Source organism: Ruminococcus flavefaciens, from assembly GCF_900116855.1.
In the GTDB taxonomy this organism is placed as follows: Bacteria; Bacillota; Clostridia; order Oscillospirales; family Ruminococcaceae; genus Ruminococcus; species Ruminococcus flavefaciens_R.
Window position 1 is genome coordinate 243708 of the sequence record NZ_UETD01000002.1, and the last position, 19654, is coordinate 263361.

The 19654-nt window shown below is 47.3% G+C and carries 17 protein-coding genes; 4 read left to right on the top strand and 13 right to left on the bottom strand.

Annotated elements, in window-relative coordinates:
- The first annotated feature begins 1 nt into the window (after position 1).
- Positions 2-2239 (top strand): DEAD/DEAH box helicase, encoded by a 2238-nt coding sequence (locus tag DSZ37_RS01210; RefSeq protein WP_109725149.1) that lies wholly within the window; start codon positions 2-4, stop codon positions 2237-2239.
- A gap of 84 nt (positions 2240-2323) precedes the next feature.
- Positions 2324-3262 carry a LysR family transcriptional regulator gene (locus DSZ37_RS01215; RefSeq protein ID WP_109725150.1) on the top strand — a complete coding sequence of 313 codons (939 nt, stop codon included), beginning with the start codon at positions 2324-2326 and terminating at the stop codon, positions 3260-3262.
- A gap of 273 nt (positions 3263-3535) precedes the next feature.
- Here the strand turns inward: DSZ37_RS01215 and DSZ37_RS01220 are convergent, their stop codons facing one another.
- From DSZ37_RS01220 to DSZ37_RS01245, 6 genes are all read right to left on the bottom strand, one after another.
- A complete protein-coding gene (locus DSZ37_RS01220; RefSeq protein ID WP_109725151.1) occupies positions 3536-4003 on the bottom strand; it encodes a GNAT family N-acetyltransferase in 468 nt (155 codons plus the stop codon).
- Positions 4004-4122: 119 nt separating this feature from the next.
- Positions 4123-5526 carry an aminopeptidase gene (locus DSZ37_RS01225; protein WP_109725152.1) on the bottom strand — a complete coding sequence of 468 codons (1404 nt, stop codon included), beginning with the start codon at positions 5524-5526 and terminating at the stop codon, positions 4123-4125.
- Between the two features lie 98 nt (positions 5527-5624).
- Positions 5625-6272, bottom strand: a complete 648-nt coding sequence (gene coaE / locus DSZ37_RS01230) for a dephospho-CoA kinase (protein ID WP_109725153.1) — start codon at positions 6270-6272, stop codon at positions 5625-5627.
- Positions 6269-7282, bottom strand: coding sequence for an L-threonylcarbamoyladenylate synthase (locus tag DSZ37_RS01235; RefSeq protein WP_109725154.1), 1014 nt, complete (start codon positions 7280-7282; stop codon positions 6269-6271). The genes coaE and DSZ37_RS01235 overlap by 4 nt, the downstream gene beginning before the upstream one ends.
- A gap of 5 nt (positions 7283-7287) precedes the next feature.
- Entirely contained in the window at positions 7288-8361 is a 1074-nt protein-coding gene (gene prfA, locus DSZ37_RS01240) for a peptide chain release factor 1 (protein WP_109725155.1), read from the bottom strand.
- A gap of 49 nt (positions 8362-8410) precedes the next feature.
- Positions 8411-8599 (bottom strand): DUF951 domain-containing protein, encoded by a 189-nt coding sequence (locus DSZ37_RS01245; protein ID WP_109725156.1) that lies wholly within the window; start codon positions 8597-8599, stop codon positions 8411-8413.
- A 174-nt stretch (positions 8600-8773) separates the two neighbouring features.
- Here DSZ37_RS01245 and DSZ37_RS01250 point away from each other — a divergent pair, with 174 nt between their 5' ends.
- Positions 8774-9130, top strand: a complete 357-nt coding sequence (locus DSZ37_RS01250) for a hypothetical protein (protein ID WP_109725157.1) — start codon at positions 8774-8776, stop codon at positions 9128-9130.
- A gap of 64 nt (positions 9131-9194) precedes the next feature.
- The gene (locus DSZ37_RS01255) at positions 9195-10115 is read left to right on the top strand and encodes a S1 RNA-binding domain-containing protein (protein WP_109725158.1); all 921 of its coding nucleotides are present in this window, start codon (positions 9195-9197) and stop codon (positions 10113-10115) included.
- 34 nt (positions 10116-10149) lie between these two features.
- On the opposite strand, the gene pfkA is transcribed toward DSZ37_RS01255, so the two are convergent.
- From pfkA to DSZ37_RS01290, 7 genes are all read right to left on the bottom strand, one after another.
- On the bottom strand, positions 10150-11112 hold the full coding sequence (pfkA, locus tag DSZ37_RS01260) for a 6-phosphofructokinase (protein WP_109725159.1): 963 nt from the start codon (positions 11110-11112) through the stop codon (positions 10150-10152).
- 150 nt (positions 11113-11262) lie between these two features.
- Positions 11263-14670, bottom strand: coding sequence for a DNA polymerase III subunit alpha (locus DSZ37_RS01265; RefSeq protein ID WP_109725160.1), 3408 nt, complete (start codon positions 14668-14670; stop codon positions 11263-11265).
- A complete protein-coding gene (gene whiA, locus DSZ37_RS01270) occupies positions 14660-15574 on the bottom strand; it encodes a DNA-binding protein WhiA (RefSeq protein ID WP_109725161.1) in 915 nt (304 codons plus the stop codon). The genes DSZ37_RS01265 and whiA overlap by 11 nt, the downstream gene beginning before the upstream one ends.
- A gap of 18 nt (positions 15575-15592) precedes the next feature.
- Positions 15593-16465 carry an RNase adapter RapZ gene (gene rapZ / locus DSZ37_RS01275; RefSeq protein WP_109725162.1) on the bottom strand — a complete coding sequence of 291 codons (873 nt, stop codon included), beginning with the start codon at positions 16463-16465 and terminating at the stop codon, positions 15593-15595.
- Positions 16466-16487: 22 nt separating this feature from the next.
- Positions 16488-17393: a UDP-N-acetylmuramate dehydrogenase gene (gene murB / locus DSZ37_RS01280; protein WP_109725163.1), complete on the bottom strand. Its 906-nt coding sequence runs from the start codon at positions 17391-17393 to the stop codon at positions 16488-16490.
- A gap of 37 nt (positions 17394-17430) precedes the next feature.
- A complete protein-coding gene (hprK, locus tag DSZ37_RS01285) occupies positions 17431-18390 on the bottom strand; it encodes an HPr(Ser) kinase/phosphatase (protein WP_109725164.1) in 960 nt (319 codons plus the stop codon).
- A 40-nt stretch (positions 18391-18430) separates the two neighbouring features.
- Positions 18431-19630 carry a putative glycoside hydrolase gene (locus DSZ37_RS01290; protein ID WP_109725165.1) on the bottom strand — a complete coding sequence of 400 codons (1200 nt, stop codon included), beginning with the start codon at positions 19628-19630 and terminating at the stop codon, positions 18431-18433.
- Between the last annotated feature and the right edge of the window lie 24 nt (positions 19631-19654).

Genomic DNA, 19654 nt, shown 5'->3' on the forward strand with positions numbered 1-19654 from the left:
TATGAGTATTTTTGAAAGATACGCTCCTTTTATACAAGACTTCATTTACCGTAATAACTGGGAGTCTCTCCGCGCAATTCAAGCTGCGGCAGGTGATGCTATTTTCAATACCGACGAGAACGTCCTGCTTACTGCTTCGACTGCCTCGGGAAAGACTGAGGCTGCCTTCTTCCCTATTCTGACACTTTTCAGTGAGGATATGCCGAGTACGGTCGGAGCTATTTATATCGGTCCGCTGAAAGCTCTTATAAACGACCAGTTCATGCGTCTCAACGAGCTTTGCGAGGAAGCACATATCCCTGTCTGGCACTGGCACGGCGACGTTGCACAGTCCCACAAGAGCAGGATGCTGAAAAATCCTTCGGGTATTCTCCAGATAACACCCGAATCCCTTGAAGCTATGCTCCTCCGCAAGCACGCTCTTATACCAAAGCTGTTCGGTGACCTGCGATTCATCGTCATAGACGAGATACACTCTCTTATGCGAGGTGACCGCGGCGGTCAGACTATCTGCCTTATCGAAAGACTGTGCAGAATGGCAGGTGCTGACCCGAGAAGGATAGGTCTTTCAGCCACGATCGGCGATCCTACTGCCGCAGGCGAGTTTCTCTCCTACGGCACAGGCAGAGGAACTGTTATCCCAAAGATCGAAAGCAAGGGAGTAAAGTGGAGACTCTCCATGGAACATTTCTATATCAGTCAGCAAAATCAGCCCGACGAAAAGAACACCACCGAGGGACTGCCTGTTTTAGATGACAAAACCGATACTGCACCCGAACACGCTGATGCAGGTATGGGATATATCTTTGAACATACCAGAGGCAAGAAGTGTCTTGTTTTCGTCAATTCACGGGAGGAGTGCGAGGCGGTGACAACTACACTGCGTTCCTACTGCGAAGCTAACCACGAGCGTGACAGGTTTCTCATACATCACGGAAACCTCTCCGCGGCTTACCGTGAGACCGCAGAACAAGCCATGAAAGACGAAGATACCTTTATGACCACCTGCACCACTGCTACTCTTGAACTTGGTATCGACATCGGCAGGCTTGAACGCGCTTTCCAGATAGATGCGCCGTTTACCGTATCATCCTTTCTGCAAAGAATGGGGCGCACAGGCAGACGAGACCTGCCGCCAGAGATGTGGTTCGTTATCCGTGAGGAGCTTCCCGAGCCGCGGTCTATGCTTCCCGAGACTATACCGTGGAAGCTCATTCAGGGTATAGCTCTTATACAAGTATATCTGGAGGAACGATGGGTGGAACCGCCAAAGCTTGACCGCCTGCCATTCAGTCTGCTCTATCATCAGACTATGAGCACTCTCGCTTCAAGCGGCGAGCTGTCCCCTGCGGCGCTGGCATCAAAGGTACTGTCGCTGAAATACTTTCACAGGATATCGCAGGAGGACTACAAGGTGCTGCTCAGACACCTGCTCGAAAATGACCACATCCAGCGTACAGACGAAGGCGGTCTCATCGTCGGACTCGCAGGAGAACGCATCGTGAACAGCTTCAAGTTCTATGCAGTCTTTCAGGAGAATGAGGAGTATACTGTCCGCTGGGGATCTCAGGAACTTGGTACCATAGTCACGCCGCCGCCAAAGGGCGAAAAGATCGCGATCGCAGGTCATGTGTGGATAGTGGAGGAAGTTGACCATAAAAGGCGCCTTGTCTACTGCGAGCAGATAAAAGGAAAAGTCCCCGCATATTTCGGAGACTGTCCCGGAGATATAAACACTAAAATAATCCTGCGTATGAGAGATGTCCTCAGAGAAGATAAAAAGTACCCGTACCTTATGAAAAATGCTGTTGCAAGACTTGCACAGGCGCGTCTGACCGCTCGGAACTCGGGCGTCATCGATCAGCCGCTCATTTGTCTCGGCGGCAATATGTGGTGTCTGTTCCCTTGGCTTGGTACATACGCTTTCTTCGCCATGGAGCGCTTCCTGAAGCTGAAATGCGGCGACAGGTTAGGGCTCCGAGGCATGGACTCCTCCCGCCCGTATTATATACAGTTCACCATGAAAGTGTCTCCGCAGGAATTCTTTGCAATTCTTATCGAAGAAGCCGAAAAGGAGTTTGATCCCCTCGATCTTGTTTATCAGGGGGAAGTACCCGTATTCGAGAAGTATGATGAGTTCCTTCCGCCTGAACTTGTGCGTAAAGGATTCGCTTACGGAATACTGAATATCAACGAAATGAAGTCACGAATACTTAGTTGGAAAGAATTAATTCATTAATCGCAAAAATTGTCTTGATTTTTCAGCTAAAAAGTGATATAATATTAAGCACAAAAATGACAAAGGATAAAGGTAGGATGTATTATGAAAATTCAGCAGCTTGAATATGTAATTGCTGTAGCAAGAGAAGGAAGTATCACTAAGGCGGCAAAAAAACTGTATCAGGCACAGCCTAATATCAGTATCGCCCTTAAAGAGCTTGAAGCTTCTCTTGGCATACAGATCTTCAACCGCTCTCCCAACGGCATGATCCTTACTCCCGAAGGTGAGGAATTCCTTGCAAGAGCTCAGACAATCGTTGACGAAATGCAGAGCCTTGAAAGAGATTATGCACAGACTCCCGAAAATGAGCTGAAGCTCAAGGTCGCAGCCGCTCGTTCAACTTATGCGACTACTGCAATGGGTAAACTCATCAGCGACTACTCAGAAAAAACCGACAAGATCGAAGTACACGTCATGGAGACAAGTACCGCAAAGGTCATGGAAGATATATGTGCAGGTAAATATGATATCGGTTTTATCAGGATACCCAGCACCTACGCTGACATGATCGAAAGCCGTCTCAAAGCCCGTAATCTTGTTGGACGCACTGTTATGGAGTTCCCGCTCCAGATCGTCATGGGTATGAATCATCCTCTTGCAAAATATGAGGATATCCCCTATGAGCTCCTCTTTGATTATCCCGAGATAATCCACGGTGATGATGAGCCTGAAATGATGAGACGAGCTTCCATCAATCAGGACTATGATGATAAGCGCTCCACAAAGCGTATCTTCATCTACGACAGAGGTACACAGGTAAGTATGCTCAAAACAGTTAAGAACTCATATATGTGGGTTCCTCCCATGTCACAGAAGGTACTGAAGTACAATGACCTCGTAACAAGAAAATGTTCATACGCAAACAATCTCAACAGAGATATGATCATTTACCGTAAGGCAAGTGAAAACAGCACACTCATTGCTGACTGTATCAGAGCAGTTTACGAGTATGCTGATAAGGTCGAAGGACTTGAAATATAATTATACCCCGATCAGACGGCTTTCCGTCTTTGATCGGGGCTTTTTTTGGCGAAAAAAAGAATGAGAGCCATTAGGGGGGAGGTTCTCATTCTTAATAAGGGGATATGAGATTGTCATTTATGAAAGAATGACTTTCCATAAATTATTATAGCATAAGGGGCTATTTAATGCAAATATAAAAATTTAATTCCTTTATATGTATTATTTATTATCGATTATTTAAGTAAGCAATTTACATTTCATTAATATTTACTTCGATTTTTCTTCATAATGTTATCCGAAAGTAATAGTTTCCGTCCTTGTTATAACAAAACCAGCGCTTTCATACAGCTGCACTGCCCTGCGGTTCCATTGAGCCACGGTAAGGGTTATTGGCTCATCCGTATAACTTCGTATATGGTTTATCGCCCAAAGCAGAAGCTTTTTCCCGTATCCCCTGCCCTGATATGCACTGTTTACTATCAGATCGTCGATCTCTGTACCAAAGCAGCCCACACTTCCTATGATCGTATTGCCATCGGTAAGCAGATATATTTTTTCTGCTTTTTCTCTCAGCTGTTCAATATCTGAATAATAATCATACGGCTTTATATCCAGCGCCTTCCTCATATTACGGAAGCACTCATTATATATTTTCTCATACTGTGGATAGTACTCCTCACTGAATCGAAAAAGGCTTATATCAGGCATAGCTGCCGCTTTGCCCCTGTATTCCATTTCATATACCTTGAAGCTGTTCATATTATTCTCCGTAAATATTAGTGTTGTATCAATTATACATTATAAATTATATGAAGTCAACAGAAAAGCCATAGTACTTCCAAACAGAAGCACTATGGCTAATTTTATAAATTTAAAGCTTAGTCAGCCATGAATACCTCAAATGCCTTGAATGCCATGTAGGTATCTACCTTTGAAACTATCTCATAGGGAGCGTGCATTGAGAGCACGGGCACTCCAAGGTCGATAGTGTCAACATTGAGGTTAGCGATGTATGCAGCAACTGTGCCGCCGCCGCCTTCATCTACCTTGCCAAGCTCACCTGTCTGCCAGATAACGTCCTTTGCATCCATAAGACGTCTGATGCGTCCTGTGAACTCTGCGGAAGCATCGGATGTACCTGCCTTGCCTCTGGCGCCTGTGTACTTGGTAACAACTACACCGTGGTTGATATATGCGCTGTTGTTACGCTCATTTACCTCAGGGAATGTGGGGTCATATGCAGCATTTACGTCAGCAGAAAGGCACTCGGAAGCCGAGAGGACAGTTCTTCCATCAGAGCCGAGAGCCTCAGCGATATCAGCTACAAAATACTCAAGATATGCAGAGCGGAGACCTGTGTTTCCGTCGCTGCCTGTCTCTTCCTTATCGGTAAGGACAGTTACTACAGTATGCTTGGGCTTTTTACACTCAGCTGTTGCCATAAGTGCTGTGTACGCGCAAACCTTGTCATCGTGACCGTATGCGCCTATCATGCTCCTGTCAAAGCCGATATCCTTTGCCTTGAATGCAGGAACTGCCTCAAGCTCTGAGGAGATGAAGTCAGCCTCTGTGATGCCGTACTTCTCAAAGAGAATGTTCATGATAGCAAGCTTTACGGAACCGCTCTCCTCGTCATCCTTGAACGGACGGGAGCCGATGACGATATTGAGCTGCTCACCTGTTATACCCTTGCCCATGGGCTTCTGCATCTGAGTTGCTGCAAGATGAGGAAGAAGATCTGTGACTACAAATACGGGATCCTTTTCATCCTCACCGATATTTACGGAAATGCTCGTTCCGTCAGCCTTGATGATTACACCATGAAGCGCAAGAGGGATGGTGGTCCACTGGTACTTCTTGATACCGCCATAGTAATGGGTCTTGAAAAGAGCCATCTCGGTATCCTCGTAAAGAGGGTTCTGCTTCAGATCAAGTCTGGGTGAATCGATATGAGCTGCACAAAGCCTTACTCCCTCGGTAATGGGAGCTGTACCGATTATCGCAGCAAGAACTGCCTTGCCGCGGTTGTTGCGGTAGACCTTGTCTCCTGCCTTCAGCTTCATACCTTCCTTGTATTCTACAAATCCCTTCTTCTTCAGAAGTTCGATAGAATAAATAACTGCTTCACGCTCTATCTTCGCTTTGTTCATGAAGTCCTTGTAGCCTTCACAGAACTTCTCGCAAGCTTTGAGTTCCTTGTCGGAAATGCGGTGATAAGCGTTTTTACGCTGCATAAGGAGCTTTTCTTTGAGCTTCTTTGCTGTGTCCTTTTTTTCTGCCATTAATTGTATTCTCCTTTCGCAGAAAATTAATAGCCAACGTCAGAAAGCTCCGACGTTGACTATACATATTGATTTATAGCACAGCCTTTACGGCTGAGTTACTGCACTGCCACGGGAGTCTCCTTGCTTTTGAAAAGCTCCCTTATCTTTCCCGAAACTTCCCATGAGATACCGTTTACGGTATCGAGGTTTCCGTTATTGTGGATTATGTAATCCGAGTGACTGCGGAAAAACTCCTCATTGAGCTGGGAATTCATTCGTTTTCTTGCCTGATCGGATGTGAGTCCGTCACGGGCAATTATACGCTTCTCACGGATATCTGCATCCGCAAGCACTGATATGATGATCTCACAGAAATCATCGGCTCTGCTCTCAAAGAGTGTGGGAGCGTCAAGCAGTATGAGCTTTTCGCCCTTCATTGAATGCACTCTGATCTGGCGGAGTATCTCTCCGGTGATATAAGGATATGAGATAGTGTTTAGCATCTCAAGCTTTGACTTATCCGAGAAAACTATAGCCGCAAGAGCCTTACGGTTAAGGGTTCCGTCCTCGTTGATGACCTGAGAACCGAAAAAATCAGCGATCTCGTCAAGACATTTTGTGCCTTTTTCAACTATTTTTCTCGCTACCTGATCGGCGTCGATAACTGCAAAGCCATTGGAGGCAAATATCTTTGAGACCGTGCTCTTGCCTGCCCCCGTCTGACCAGTAAGTCCGACGACCATGACTCCGTTGAGACTGTTCATATCCTTATCACCTCGAATCCTGCCGCCCTTATGAGGCGGTTATATACTGCAAGTCCAACTCCCTCGGGACTGGGAGCACGGACGTAGACCTTCTCTGCACCTATGTCATCAAGCTCTCGAAGGCGCTGAAAAAGCAGATGTGCCTGCTCGGAGCTGTCTTTGCCGTAGGTCATATATCTGTAAGGGAAACCTTCCCTGTCAGTGTCAAAAATAAGGGCATACACGCCGTCGCCGTAGTTCTCGCCGACATAGTCTATAAAGCCGATGAGGCTGCCTTCGACCATGATTATATCGGCTCTGGGCGAATAGTGCTTGTACTTCATTCCGGGAGAAGCCGCCTTCTGTCCAGCTTCAAGCTCATGAAGGATAGCATGATCGATAATGACCTCTCCGCATATCTCGGAAAGCATCTCCTTAGTGACGCATCCCGGACGGAGTATCCTGACGGTGTTTTCTCCTTCTATGGAGATTACAGTCGATTCAACGCCGAATTCCGAGCTTCCGCCATCGACAACAGCTGCTATTTTTCCGCTCATGTCACGCATAACGTGAGAAGCAGAGGTAGGGCTGGGATAGCCCGAGGTGTTGGCAGACGGAGCTGCTATGGGACATCCCGAAAGCTCGATTATCCTGTGCATTACGGGATGTGAAGGCACTCTTATTCCGACAGTATCAAGTCCCCCTGAGGTTATCATGGGTATCCTGTCATTCTTAGGGAGCACCATTGTAAGCGGTCCGGGACAAAATCTCTCCGCAAGCTTATATGCCAGTTCGGGGATAGACTTTGTATAATCAACTGCCTGTGAAAAATCAGCAAGATGCACTATGAGCGGATTGTCGGCAGGTCTGCCTTTAGCCTGAAATACCTTCGCCACAGCCTCCTCATTGGAAGCATCGGCACCGAGACCGTAAACAGTCTCAGTAGGTATTCCTACTATTTCGCCGCTTTTTATCAACTCAGCCGCCTTTATAAGATCGGATTCCCTGTCGCTAAGTAAAACTGTATCCATAAAAACTACGCTTCCTGATTTGCGAGCTTGGCAGCCTGATCGGCAGTAGCAAGCGCATCAAATACTTCGTCAAGATTTCCGTTAAGGATATCCTCAAGCCTGTATATAGTCAGACCAATACGGTGATCCGTAAGACGTCCCTGCGGATAGTTGTAAGTCCTGATCCTCTCGGAGCGGTCTCCTGTACCGACCTGCATTTTTCTCTCCGATGCGATCTTAGCGTCGTGCTCCTCCTGCATAGCTTCGTAGATCCTTGAGCGCAGAATCTTCATTGCTTTATCCTTGTTCTTATGCTGGCTTCTTTCGTCCTGACACTCTACCACAACATTGGTGGGCAGATATGTTATTCTTACAGCGGACTCTGTTTTATTTATATGCTGTCCGCCTGCACCGCTTGCGCGGAAATAGTCTATTTTCAGATCCGTGGGATTAATTTCAAGCTCGACCTCGTCTGCTTCGACAAGGACTGCCACGGTAACTGTCGAGGTGTGGATGCGTCCCTGTGACTCTGTCTCGGGAACGCGCTGTACACGGTGGACACCGCTCTCATATTTAAGTCGGGAATATGCACCCTCGCCCTCAATAGAGAAGCTGATCTCCTTGAAGCCGCCCAGCTCGGTAGGATTAGCGCTGAGCACCTCCTGCTTCCAGCCGTTGGCTTCCGCATACATTGTATACATACGGTACAGTGAATTTGCAAAGAGAGATGCCTCCTCGCCGCCTGCGCCGCCTCTTATCTCAATTATAACGTTCTTATCATCGTTAGGGTCCTTGGGAAGGAGCAGCACCTTCAGCTCCTGAGTTGTACTCTCTATGAGCTCTCTTGACTCATCGTACTCAGCCTGTGCCATTTCCTTGAAGTCCTTGTCAAGTCCGCCGCCCTCAAGAAGCTCCCGGGCTTCTTCAAAGGACGCCTGTGCCTTTTTATATTCCCTGTATTTCTCGATGATAGGAGTAAGATTCTTAAACTCCTTCATAAGCTGTGCATACAGCTTATTGTCACTGATGACATCGGGGTCGGCAAGCCTTTCGCTGATCTCGTCGTATTTCTGCTCCATTAATGCAAGCTTTTCAAACATTCAGTATTCTCCTTAATGCTAAAAATATTACAAAAAATGTTGCAATAAGCTAACCCTCATCAGCGTGTTTTACGGTACGGATACTCTTCTCGATCTTGCTGCGTGCCACCATAAATTCTCTCGCACACTTCATACATCTGAGCCTGAAGTCCATTCCCGAGCGAATTACAAACATCTCGTTTCCGCCGCAGGGATGATTTTTTTTCATCGTCAGCACATCGCCGGGTCTGATATCCAAAGCAGTATCCTCCTTCCGCAAAAAAATGAAAAATCGTACATTTTTCATTATACCCCAAATACGCTCTCAAATCAATATTTTAGGAGTATATTTTTTTCATTTTGGTGAAAAATAATAAAAACTCCCAGTCAAACATATTGAACACATACAAAAAACAGAAAGGATATTAAAAATATGTTATCAAGAGTTACCGCCGAATTTGAAACTCCTGAGCTTGCGGAATACGCAATGAAGAGGATAAGAGAGAATGTCGATTATGTCTACTCGGCAAAAATGATCTATAACAGGTTCGCTGAACGCGCCGAACGTCTCGGAAGAAGCTCCGCATTCACTATTATCCCGACCTATTATAATACCCATACTAATTTTCTGACCTCTGTAATGGAATCCCCTGCGTCCAAGGATATAGTCCCAGAGCCAGCAAGGAACAGAAAAGCCACAACCTGCATAATCTGCGGAAGTGCCGCAGTTGACAATGTCATTGCCTTCCTAAACGCTATGGGCGGAATGAATATCAAATTCGCTCAGTAGTATACTCCACGATTCCTCTGCATATAATCAACTACAAAGTTTTTATAATTACGGAGGTATAAATATGGACTACAGACCTGAAGGCTGCTTTTTCAGCACAGAATCAAATCAGAGAATGATATCCTCTTATGAGGGCCTTGCAGAAGCTATGGAGAAAGGTATTATTCTGGAGGCTAAGGCTGTTCTTTGTACAAGCACTCACGACCTCATAGTCGAGCTCCCCTGCGCTAAGGGGATCATTCCGCGTGAGGAGGGAGCCATTGGAGTTAAGGAAGGAAATACCCGTGATATCGCGCTTATATCACGGGTAAACAAGGCAGTCTGCTTCAAAGTCAAGGAGCTGGCTCTCGGCGATAATGACGAGCTTATTGCAAAGCTTTCCAGAAAGGACGCTCAGCTGCAATGCACAGAAGAATACATATCCAAACTTTCCGCAGGTGATATTATCGACGCGAAAGTAACTCATCTTGAGCAGTTCGGAAGCTTTGTGGATATCGGCTGCGGTATACCGTCACTTATACCGATAGATGTCATGTCTGTATCAAGGATATCCCATCCATCAGACCGCTTTAAAACAGGACAAATGATAAAGGCTGTAGTCAAGGGAAATGATAACGGTCGGATCTATCTTTCTCACAAGGAGCTTCTCGGAACATGGGAGGAAAATGCTTGTCAGTTCAGAGCAGGTGAAACTGTACCGGGCATTGTTCGCTCCATAGAGAATTACGGTATTTTCGTGGAGCTTGCCCCAAATCTTGCAGGGCTTGCCGAGCCAAAGGAAGGGGTTCATGCAGGTCAGAGCGTCAGCGTTTATATCAAAGCCATTATCTCCGATAAAATGAAGATAAAGCTCATAATAGTTGACGTCTGCAGCGAAAGCAGCGAGCCAATGCCGCTGCACTATTTCACGGACAACGACAGGATCAGTATTTGGCAGTACTCCACCGAGGGCTCCGATAAGGATATAAGGACCGTCTTTGAATAAAAAAAGCACCCGAAATACGGGTGCTTGACTTTTATCAGTATGCGATCTGCTCTGCGATGTGGTGGAGCTTTTCGTCGTAAGGCTTATGCATTGAAAGAGCCTCCTGAATATCGTAATCAACGATCTTGCTGTCCTTGATACCAACAACTCTGTTGCCGATTCCCTGCTCAAGGAGCTCAACAGCATAGTAGCCCATTCTTGTAGCTTCTACTCTGTCTCTTACTGTAGGTGAGCCGCCGCGCTGAACATGACCAAGGATAGTAGCTCTTGCCTCGATGCCGGTCTTCTCCTGAAGAGCTGTTGCGATCTCCTGTGAGTGACCGATGCTCTCAGCAACGATAACTACGAAGTTCTGCTTGCCCTTAGCCTTCTTAGCCAGCATTGTGTTTGCGATAGCGTTTATATCATAAGGAACTTCCTTTGTGATGATGTCAGTAGCTCCGCAGGCAATACCTGTATTAACAGCAATGTGACCTGCTCCGCGTCCCATTACCTCAACAACTGATATTCTGTCATGAGACTGAGATGTGTCACGAAGCTTGTCAACAAGCTCCATAGCAGTGTTCATAGCTGTATCAAAACCGATGGTATAATCTGTGCAGGCAATATCATTGTCGATAGTACCGGGGATACCGATACAGAGAACGCCCTGTGCAGAAAGGTCAGCAGCTCCTCTGAATGAACCGTCGCCGCCGATAACTACAAGGCCCTCGATACCGAGCTCATCACACTTAGCCTTGCCCTTTGCAACGCCTTCCATTGTTCTGAACTCAGGGCATCTTGCTGTATAAAGAACTGTACCGCCTGTGTGAATTATATCAGAAACGCTTCTCTCGTCCATCTTTACTATGTCACCATTTATAAGTCCAACATAACCTCTGCGGACACCGTAAACCTCCATGCCCTTGCTGAGAGCTGTTCTTACAACTGCTCTGACTGCGGCATTCATTCCCGGAGCGTCTCCTCCGCTTGTTAAGACACCGATTTTCTTGATCATACATATTCTCCATTCTGCACTTGGCATATATTGTTGAACCCGCAGTTCTGCTGCGGCATAATTCCATACTCTTATATTTTACTACTTTGTGGAAAAAATGTCAAGTATATTCCGTATTTTTTCCGCATACATACGGCAACGAACTGAATATCAGCTGATAAGTCCGATATTCGCGGCTCCGCAAAGCTCCTTCAGTTCCTCATATGAGGTCTCGTTCACCGATAGTGACAGCTTCACACGGGGAGAAACGGTCTTTTTGACATCTGAGAGATAAAAGCATACAGCTGTGTCCCCCTTGTTCCTTTCGCAGAGTTGTCTCAGCTCGTCACTGACAGAGGCGGCTGATGATGTGGTCTTGATACAAAGCTTCATGGTAGAGACAAGTCTGGTGAACTCGTTCTCCGAACCGATAAATCCGCATATAACCGTGACTCTGTCGTCCTTTACGGATATTTTTCCGCTGATATAAACTATCGCGTCATTGACAAGCTTTGAACCGCTTACCATGTAAAGGTCGGGGAACACCACTGCTTCGATCTCCCCCGTATCATCGGAAAGCTGCACAAAGCTCATTTTGTCGCCGTTTTTTGTCACATGAAGCTTTGAACTCTCCACGGAGCAGATAAGCTTGACTGTCATACCGTCCTTTAAAGAATTATCCGCAAGGATACTGCCGATCTTCTTAGTGTGCATCAGCTCCATGAGCCAGCTGTACGGCGAAAGCGGATGACCGCTGAGATACATTCCCGTTGCATCCTTTTCAAGGGTGAGCAAAGTCTTGTGGTCAAACTCCTGCTTATATGGTATCCTGACATTCATTTCCGAGGTATCGGCTCCGTCAAGGAAATTGAGCTGCCCCTCAATGACTCCCCTGTTGCCTGAGCCTGCCATATCCAGCAGCATCTCATAGCTCTCGAGCATCTGTCGTCTGTTGTATCCCAGACCGTCAAAGGCGCCTGCTTTAATAAGGTTTTCAAGAGCTTTTTTGTTCAGCTCTCTGCCTTCAACTCTCTCACAGAAATCCTGAAGGCTTCTGAAATCGCCGTTTTCGGTGCGTTCTGCGATTATCTTGTCCGCAAGACCGCTTCCTGCATTCTTTATTGCAAGAAGTCCGAAATACATCCTGCCGTCCACAAAGGTAAATCCTTTGTTGCTCTTGTTTATATCGGGACGGAGTATCTCTATTCCGTAATCCCTGCAAGAGTTTATATATTCCGCCAGCTTTCCGCTGACGCCCATGACACTGGACATGAGAGCTGCCATGTATATTCCGCGATAGTGACATTTCAGATAGGCAGTCTGATAAGCAAGATAGGCATATGCAGCCGCATGGGACTTATTGAATGCATAGGACGCAAAGCTTACCATTTCATCAAAAACAGAATTGGCAATATCCTCGGAAACTCCGTTTTCCGAGGCCCCCTTTACAAAACTTTCACGCTCTTTCAGCATGACATCATGCTTCTTTTTCGCCATTGCCCTGCGGACGATATCCGCGTGACCGTAGGAGTAGCCTGCAAGCTTCCTGCATATCTCCATTACCTGCTCCTGATAGACCATACAGCCATAGGTGTCCTCCAGTATATCCTTCAGCAGCGGATGCTTGTAGGTAACGTTTTCGGGATGATTTTTATTCTCAATATACAGCGGTATGGACTTCATTGGTCCCGGACGGTACAGTGAGATTATAACGATAAGGTCTTCAAGGCGCTCGGGACACAGCTCCATGACACGGGCTGTCATTCCCTCGCTCTCAAACTGGAACACTCCCTCGGTGTCACCTGCCGACATCATCCTGTATACCTCCGCGTCATCCGTCGGTATCTGACTGATATCAAACTCAGGCTCGGTGCGGTGTATCTCGTTTACAGTATCTCTTATAATAGTAAGGTTGCGAAGTCCGAGGAAGTCCATTTTCAGGAGTCCCAGAGACTCCAGTATACCCATTGTGTACTGAGTTACTATTGTATCATCATTGCGCTGCAGCGGCACAAGGTCACTGAGCGGTACAGCCGATATAACTACGCCAGCCGCATGAGTAGATGCGTGGCGCGGCATTCCCTCAAGCTGACGCGCAAGGTCAATGAGTCTTCTCATGTTCCTGTCGGTATGATACAGCGAGTCAAGCTCCTCCGATTCCTTCAGCGCTTCGTCCAGTGTCGCCCGAGGGTCTATCTCCTTGGCAGCCTTGTCACACAGTTGATAGGGCATTCCGAGAACTCGTCCCACATCGCGGACTGCCGCTCGTGCTTTCAGTGTATCAAAGGCGATTATCTCGGACACCCTGTCCGTACCGTAACGCCTTACAACATAGTCCTTTACACTCTGACGCCCCTCAATACAGAAATCTATGTCGAAGTCAGGCATACTTACTCTCTCGGGATTAAGAAATCTCTCAAAGAGCAGGTTGAACTTTATGGGATCGATTCCTGTTATGCCGATACAATAAGCACAAAGGCTTCCTGCTCCCGAACCTCTGCCGGGACCTACGGGGACATTATGCTCCCGTGCATAGCGGATAAAGTCCCAGACTATGAGATAATAGTCAGTGTAGCCCATTTTCGTAATAATGTCAAGCTCATACTCCATGCGTTCCCTGACGTTTTCGGGCGGCTCAGCGCCGTATCGCTCTATCATGCCCTTTCGGCAAAGCTCACGGAAGTAGACGGTATTATCTTCAACGCCCTCAATAGTGAACTTAGGGAGCTTTATGTTGCCAAACTCAAACTCTACGTTGCAGCGCTCAGCAATTTTAGCTGTGTTGCTGACTGCTTCCTCATGCCCCTTGAAAAGCAAAGCCATCTCCTCTGCGGACTTAACATAGAACTCTTCTGTCTCGAAGCGTATGGGATTGGGTTCATCAAGAGTTTTTCCTGTCTGTATGCAGAGAAGCACGTTCTGCATCTCGGCGTCGCTCTTATTTATATAGTGACAGTCATTGGTAGCTGCAAGCTCAATGCCTGTTTCCGCCGATAATCTGTACAGCAGCGGAAGTATCCTCAGCTCGTCATTTATGCCGTGGTTCTGTACCTCAATGAAGTAGTTGCCCTTTCCGAATATCTCCTGATACCTCAGTGCAACTGCTTTCGCTTCATCATAGTGCCCGTCAACCAGCAGACGAGGTATCTCTCCTGCCAGACAGGCTGACATACAGATAAGTCCTCTGTTATACTTTTTCAGAAGCTCCATATCTACTCGCGGACGGTTGTAAAAGCCCTCTATACTCGCTGCAGACACCAGCTTAACAAGATTTCGGTAGCCCTCGTTGTTCTCACATAGAAGTATGAGGTGATAGGGAGAGGAGTCAAGCTTTGGCTCACGGTCATGGCGTGTTCTTCGCGCAACATAAACCTCGCAGCCAATAACAGGCTTTATGCCCTCGGCTCTTGCAGCATTCCAGAACTCCACAGCCCCGTACATATTGCCGTGATCGGTAATTGCAACAGAAGTCTGTCCCAGCTCCTTTACGCGACTGATAAGATTCTTTATGCGGCAAGCTCCGTCCAGCAGGCTGTACTCCGTATGAACATGAAGATTTACAAACTCATCACTTCTCATGGGGATCACCTCCCATGCGAAGCTCCTCCGCCATCTTTGCCAGCTTCTTGAAACGGTGGTTCACTCCCGAGCGGCTTATGGGCTCGCTGAGAGTCTCGCCAATCTCCTGAAGGCTCATGTCGATATTATCAAGGCGGAGCTGCGCCACCTCGCGGAGCTCATCGGAAAGGTTATCCAGTCCAACTGCCCTGTCTATCAGCTTTATATCCTCTATCTGCTTCATGGCAGCCTTTACTACCTTGTCGATGTTGGCAGCATCGCAGTTTGCAATCCTGTTGGCTTTATTGCGGATATCCTTGTATATCTTCATGTTCATGAGCTCCAGCGTACACTGGGGCGCACCGATAAAGGTCAGCGTATCCTCAATGGATTCACTGCCCTTGATGTAAACTATATTCTGTCCCCTGCGGACCATTGTCCGAGCGGTAACGCCGATATCGTGAAGCAGGGTCTCGAGCTGCTGTGCCAGACCTTCTTCAGGGCAGGCAAACTCCAGATGGTACTCCTTGGACGGGTCGTTTACACTTCCGCAGGCAAGAAATACCCCTGCTGTAAAAACTCCGAGACTATTGGTAGCAATAATCTCGGAATTTATGACTCTTTTATTTTCTGCAAGTCTGTATTTCTGATAGACTGCCTCAGCGGTGCTGCCCCTGACCTCACAGGTATGGAGCGACGTTCCGTTTTTTCTTGTATGCTGCTCAATGGAAGGCTCAACTTTGATCACGGCTCTGAAAAGGCTGCGGAAAAGCTCTGCGGATATACTGCTTTCGCTCTGAAAGCATATGTGTTCCGCGGAAAGAGTCCTGCTGAACAGGATCATACCGTAAAGGCAGGCAAATCGTTTATCTTTATCATTGACAGAGGAACAGATCTCGCTTCTGACATCATTTGAGAAGGACATCTCTACTCACTCCATTACTCAGAATTTTTTGTCCTTGGTTATGTCTCTGTGATACTTCTGTACCTTGTATTCCTTACTGATGAGGTGGTCTGCCATGAGCTCGGCAAAGGTGATAGAGCGGTGTTTTCCGCCCGTGCAGCCGAAGGATATTACAAGCTGGCTCTTGCCCTCATGAACGTAAAGAGGTATCAGATAGTCTATAAGGTCTGTCATTTTGTCAAAGAGCACACGGGACTGCTCAAAGCTCATAACATAGTCCCTGACGCAGCTGTCACAGCCAGTATGGTTGCGAAGCTCCTCAACATAATGAGGATTTGGCAGGCATCTTACGTCAAATACCAGATCAGCCTCCGTGGAAACTCCATACTTGAAGCCGAAAGACATTACCTTTATAATGAGAGAATCGGAGCTCTTTTCAAGGAAGAGCTCCTTGACCTGCTCCTTCAGCTGTGAAGCTGTAAAGTTGGAGGTCTCTATGTAATAATCTGCTATCTCGCGAAGCTGAGAGAGCTGTACCCACTCATAATTGATGGCTTCATGGATATTGCCGTTGAACTTTTCGGAAAGCGGATGCTTTCGGCGGGTCTCCTTGTAGCGCTTCAGCAGAACGTCATGGTTTGCCTCTATGAAAAGCACCTTCACATCAACGTCACTGCGCTGCTTCAGCTCCTGCCATGAGCGGAATATCTCGGTAAACATATCTCCCGAACGAATATCGACCGCAACTGCGATCTTATGTATCTCAGATTCGGACTGTCTGCACAGATCAACGAACTGAGTTATCAGCTTGGGTGGGATATTGTCGATGCAGTAAAAGCCAATGTCCTCCATAACATCCATGACGCTTGACTTTCCCGAACCTGACATACCCGTTACTATCAAAAGCTGCATACAAATCTCCTTATTATCCAGACTATCTTAGGATCACGGGTTCAAGTTCCAGCAGATAGCCGGTTTTTTCCTTGACGATAGCCCTGACCTTATCACAAAGCTCCAGTACATCAGCACAGGTAGCGTAGCCCTTGTTAATAACAAAGCCGCTGTGCTTTTCGCTGACCATAGCCCCTCCGCAGGTAAGCCCCTTGAGACCGCACTGATCGATGAGAAGCGAAGCATAGCTTCCCTCGGGACGCTTGAAAGTGCTTCCCGCACTGGGGTAATCGAGAGGCTGTTTAGCGCTTCTCTTTGCCATACACTCTGACATAGCGTTCTTTATCTCCTCGGGATCACCTTTTTTCAGTTCCATAGTTACAGAAGTAATGACTCTTTCGGAATCGGAGAAGAAGCTTCTGCGGTATGAAAGCTCCATATCCTCAGCATTGATCGTCCTGATATTGCAGTCCTCGTCAATATATTCCGCCGAAACCACTATATCCTTCATTTCGCTGCCATAGGCGCCTGCGTTCATATAAAGGGCACCGCCCACAGTGCCTGGAATACCGAAAAGGTTCTCCATTCCTGTTAGTCCCGACTGCTGCGCTCTAACACAGGCTGCTGCAAGATGGGCACCTGCATCACAGCGGATGGTATTGCCGTTGACCTCGATACGGGCAAAATCACTGCCGAAAAGCAGTATCACGCCGTCAAAGCCCTCATCGGATACCAGTACATTGCTTCCGCGTCCGAGAACTCCGTATCTTATATTCTTTTCCTTCATTAACTTTATGAGCTCAACTGCTGATTTTGCGGAATTAACGCTGATAAGCGCTCTGCATGGTCCGCCGAAGCGGAAGGTTATATATTCGCTCAATGAGCATTCGGGTGTTATCTTGCAGCCCAGCTTATCGCAGAGCTGTGATAATTCACTTATGTCTATCATAGTTTCCCCCTGAATTATTCAAGAATATTGGAGGCTGTCAGAATGCCTCATAATCACGGACTACTTCCTTGGCATCGGACTCCATGCCAAGGCGGTTGAGAAGCTCACGGGCAGCATTATAGCCCATCTTCTTCTGTCTGTTGTTCATAGCCGCTACTTCAAGTATGACCGCAAGATTACGTCCGGGCTTTACGGGGATCGTAAGGGACGGTACCTTTACCCCGAGAAGGCTTACATATTCGGTATCTACGCCCATTCTGTCGTAGATCTTCTCGGAATTCCACTGCTCCAGCTCCACCACGAGGTCAAGCTTCTCTGTCATCTTTACAGCACCGATACCGAAAAGACGTCTTGCGTTGATAATTCCGATACCGCGGAGCTCAAGGAAGTGGCGGATATTGTCGGGAGAGCTTCCCACAAGGCTTATATTCGACACCTTTCTGATCTCAACAGCATCGTCCGCAACAAGGCGGTGTCCGCGCTTTACAAGCTCTATGGCAGTCTCGCTCTTACCTACGCCGCTCTCGCCTGTAATGAAAACGCCTTCGCCGTAGATCTCGATAAGTACGCCATGGCGTGTTATTCTGGGCGCAAGTGTAAGGTTGAGATAAGCGATAAGACCTGCGATGAAGTTTGAGGTGCTCTCCTTGCTTCTGAGCAGAGGCACCTCATACTCCTTGGCAAGCTCCAGCATCTCAGCAAAATATGGCAGCTCTCTTGTGATTATGAGAGCAGGTATACGCTGGGCAAAGAGAAGCTGAAGGCGCTCGCGTCTTGTCTTCTCGTCGATAGTTGAAAGATACGCAAATTCCATCTTTCCGATGATCTGTATACGCTCGGGATTGAAGTACTCATAAAACCCCATGAGCTGGAGTCCCGGACGGTTTACGTCGTTCTCGTCGATCATCAGTTCATTGGCGTCCTTGTGAACGTATATCGCCTCAAGCTTGAATTCGTCTATGACGCTCTGAAGCGAAACTTTAAAATTCTCTGCCATAATAAGCTCCGTTCTCCGATCTTAGATCGGGAATTATTTTTTAGCCGAGTACATATGAATCGAAACCGTACCCGACGATCTCTTCCTTTGCTTCAAGCATTTCCTGTGTGCTGAGTGTGGTACCCGAAACGCGGACAGCCACATTAAAGTCGGAAACGTCCTCGCTTACAAGATCAAGCATCTTTCTGACGTTTTCGGCAGGAGTTCCCGTGAACTCGTAGACAGTGTCCCCTGTGTATACTCCGTAGCTCATAAGGTCAAGGTCAATGTTGAGTATGATAGTATTGACCTTCAGGAGCATGGGCTGAAGAACATCATTCTTACCCTTCAGCAGGTCGGAGGCATTGACCTCCAGCATCATTTTCGAGCCCTCTGTCATGATCTTGTCATACATCATATTCGCTGCCGATGTGAGCGCCATGTACCTGTCGGGGCTCACCACCTTTTCACCGAGGAATTCAACATCACTGGGACGGAAATCGGGAAAAACGAAATCGTAGCAGACTACTCTTTCAAAGCCTGCCTGAGCTACCTCCTCGGCAATATCGGTGTTGTATTCAACAGCCGATTCGGAAAAGGGAGTCATCCAAGGCTTACCGCCTGCGTTGATGTCATTGTCTATCCACTGCGAGCCGTCATCTACGGTCAGATAGCTCATATCGCGGAAATAATTTGGGATAATATTATCGTTGAAGGTGCTGATGAGAGCAACAGGCTTATACCCCTCGGAAGAAATAGCCGAAACTATTTCGCTGAGCTTGGTGTAGGACTGTATCACGCCCGATGAAGTTGCGTAGTAATTATTGGTGGCATAATAGATATTGCCGCCGCTGACCTTCAGAGGGACCTCGATGTACTCGATCTTTTCCTCCGAGGGAACACGCTTCAGAGCAGCCTTTATGGACTGTGCGTCCGCGATGTCAAGAGGGTCCAGTGCATAGGCTCTGTACACTTCCGCACTGACAGGCACCTGCGGCGCTGCCCCCTCTTCTGTGACAGGCTCTCCGTTTTCGTCTGTAGGTGTAGTGTCGGAAGCGATCATCTCAGATTCGGCAGTGCTGTCGCCTTTTTTCTTTGTGTAGTTTATAAGCGGCTCGGCAACACTGTAGCCAATAAACACTATTCCGCCGATGAGAAGGACCGTAAGACCTACGGAGAAAGCCTTGCCAACAGGGCTCTTTCCGTAATAATTCTTTTCCTTTGTCTTATAGATCTTCCTACCTTTATTCTTGAACTTCATTAAACTAACTCTCCTATATCAGTA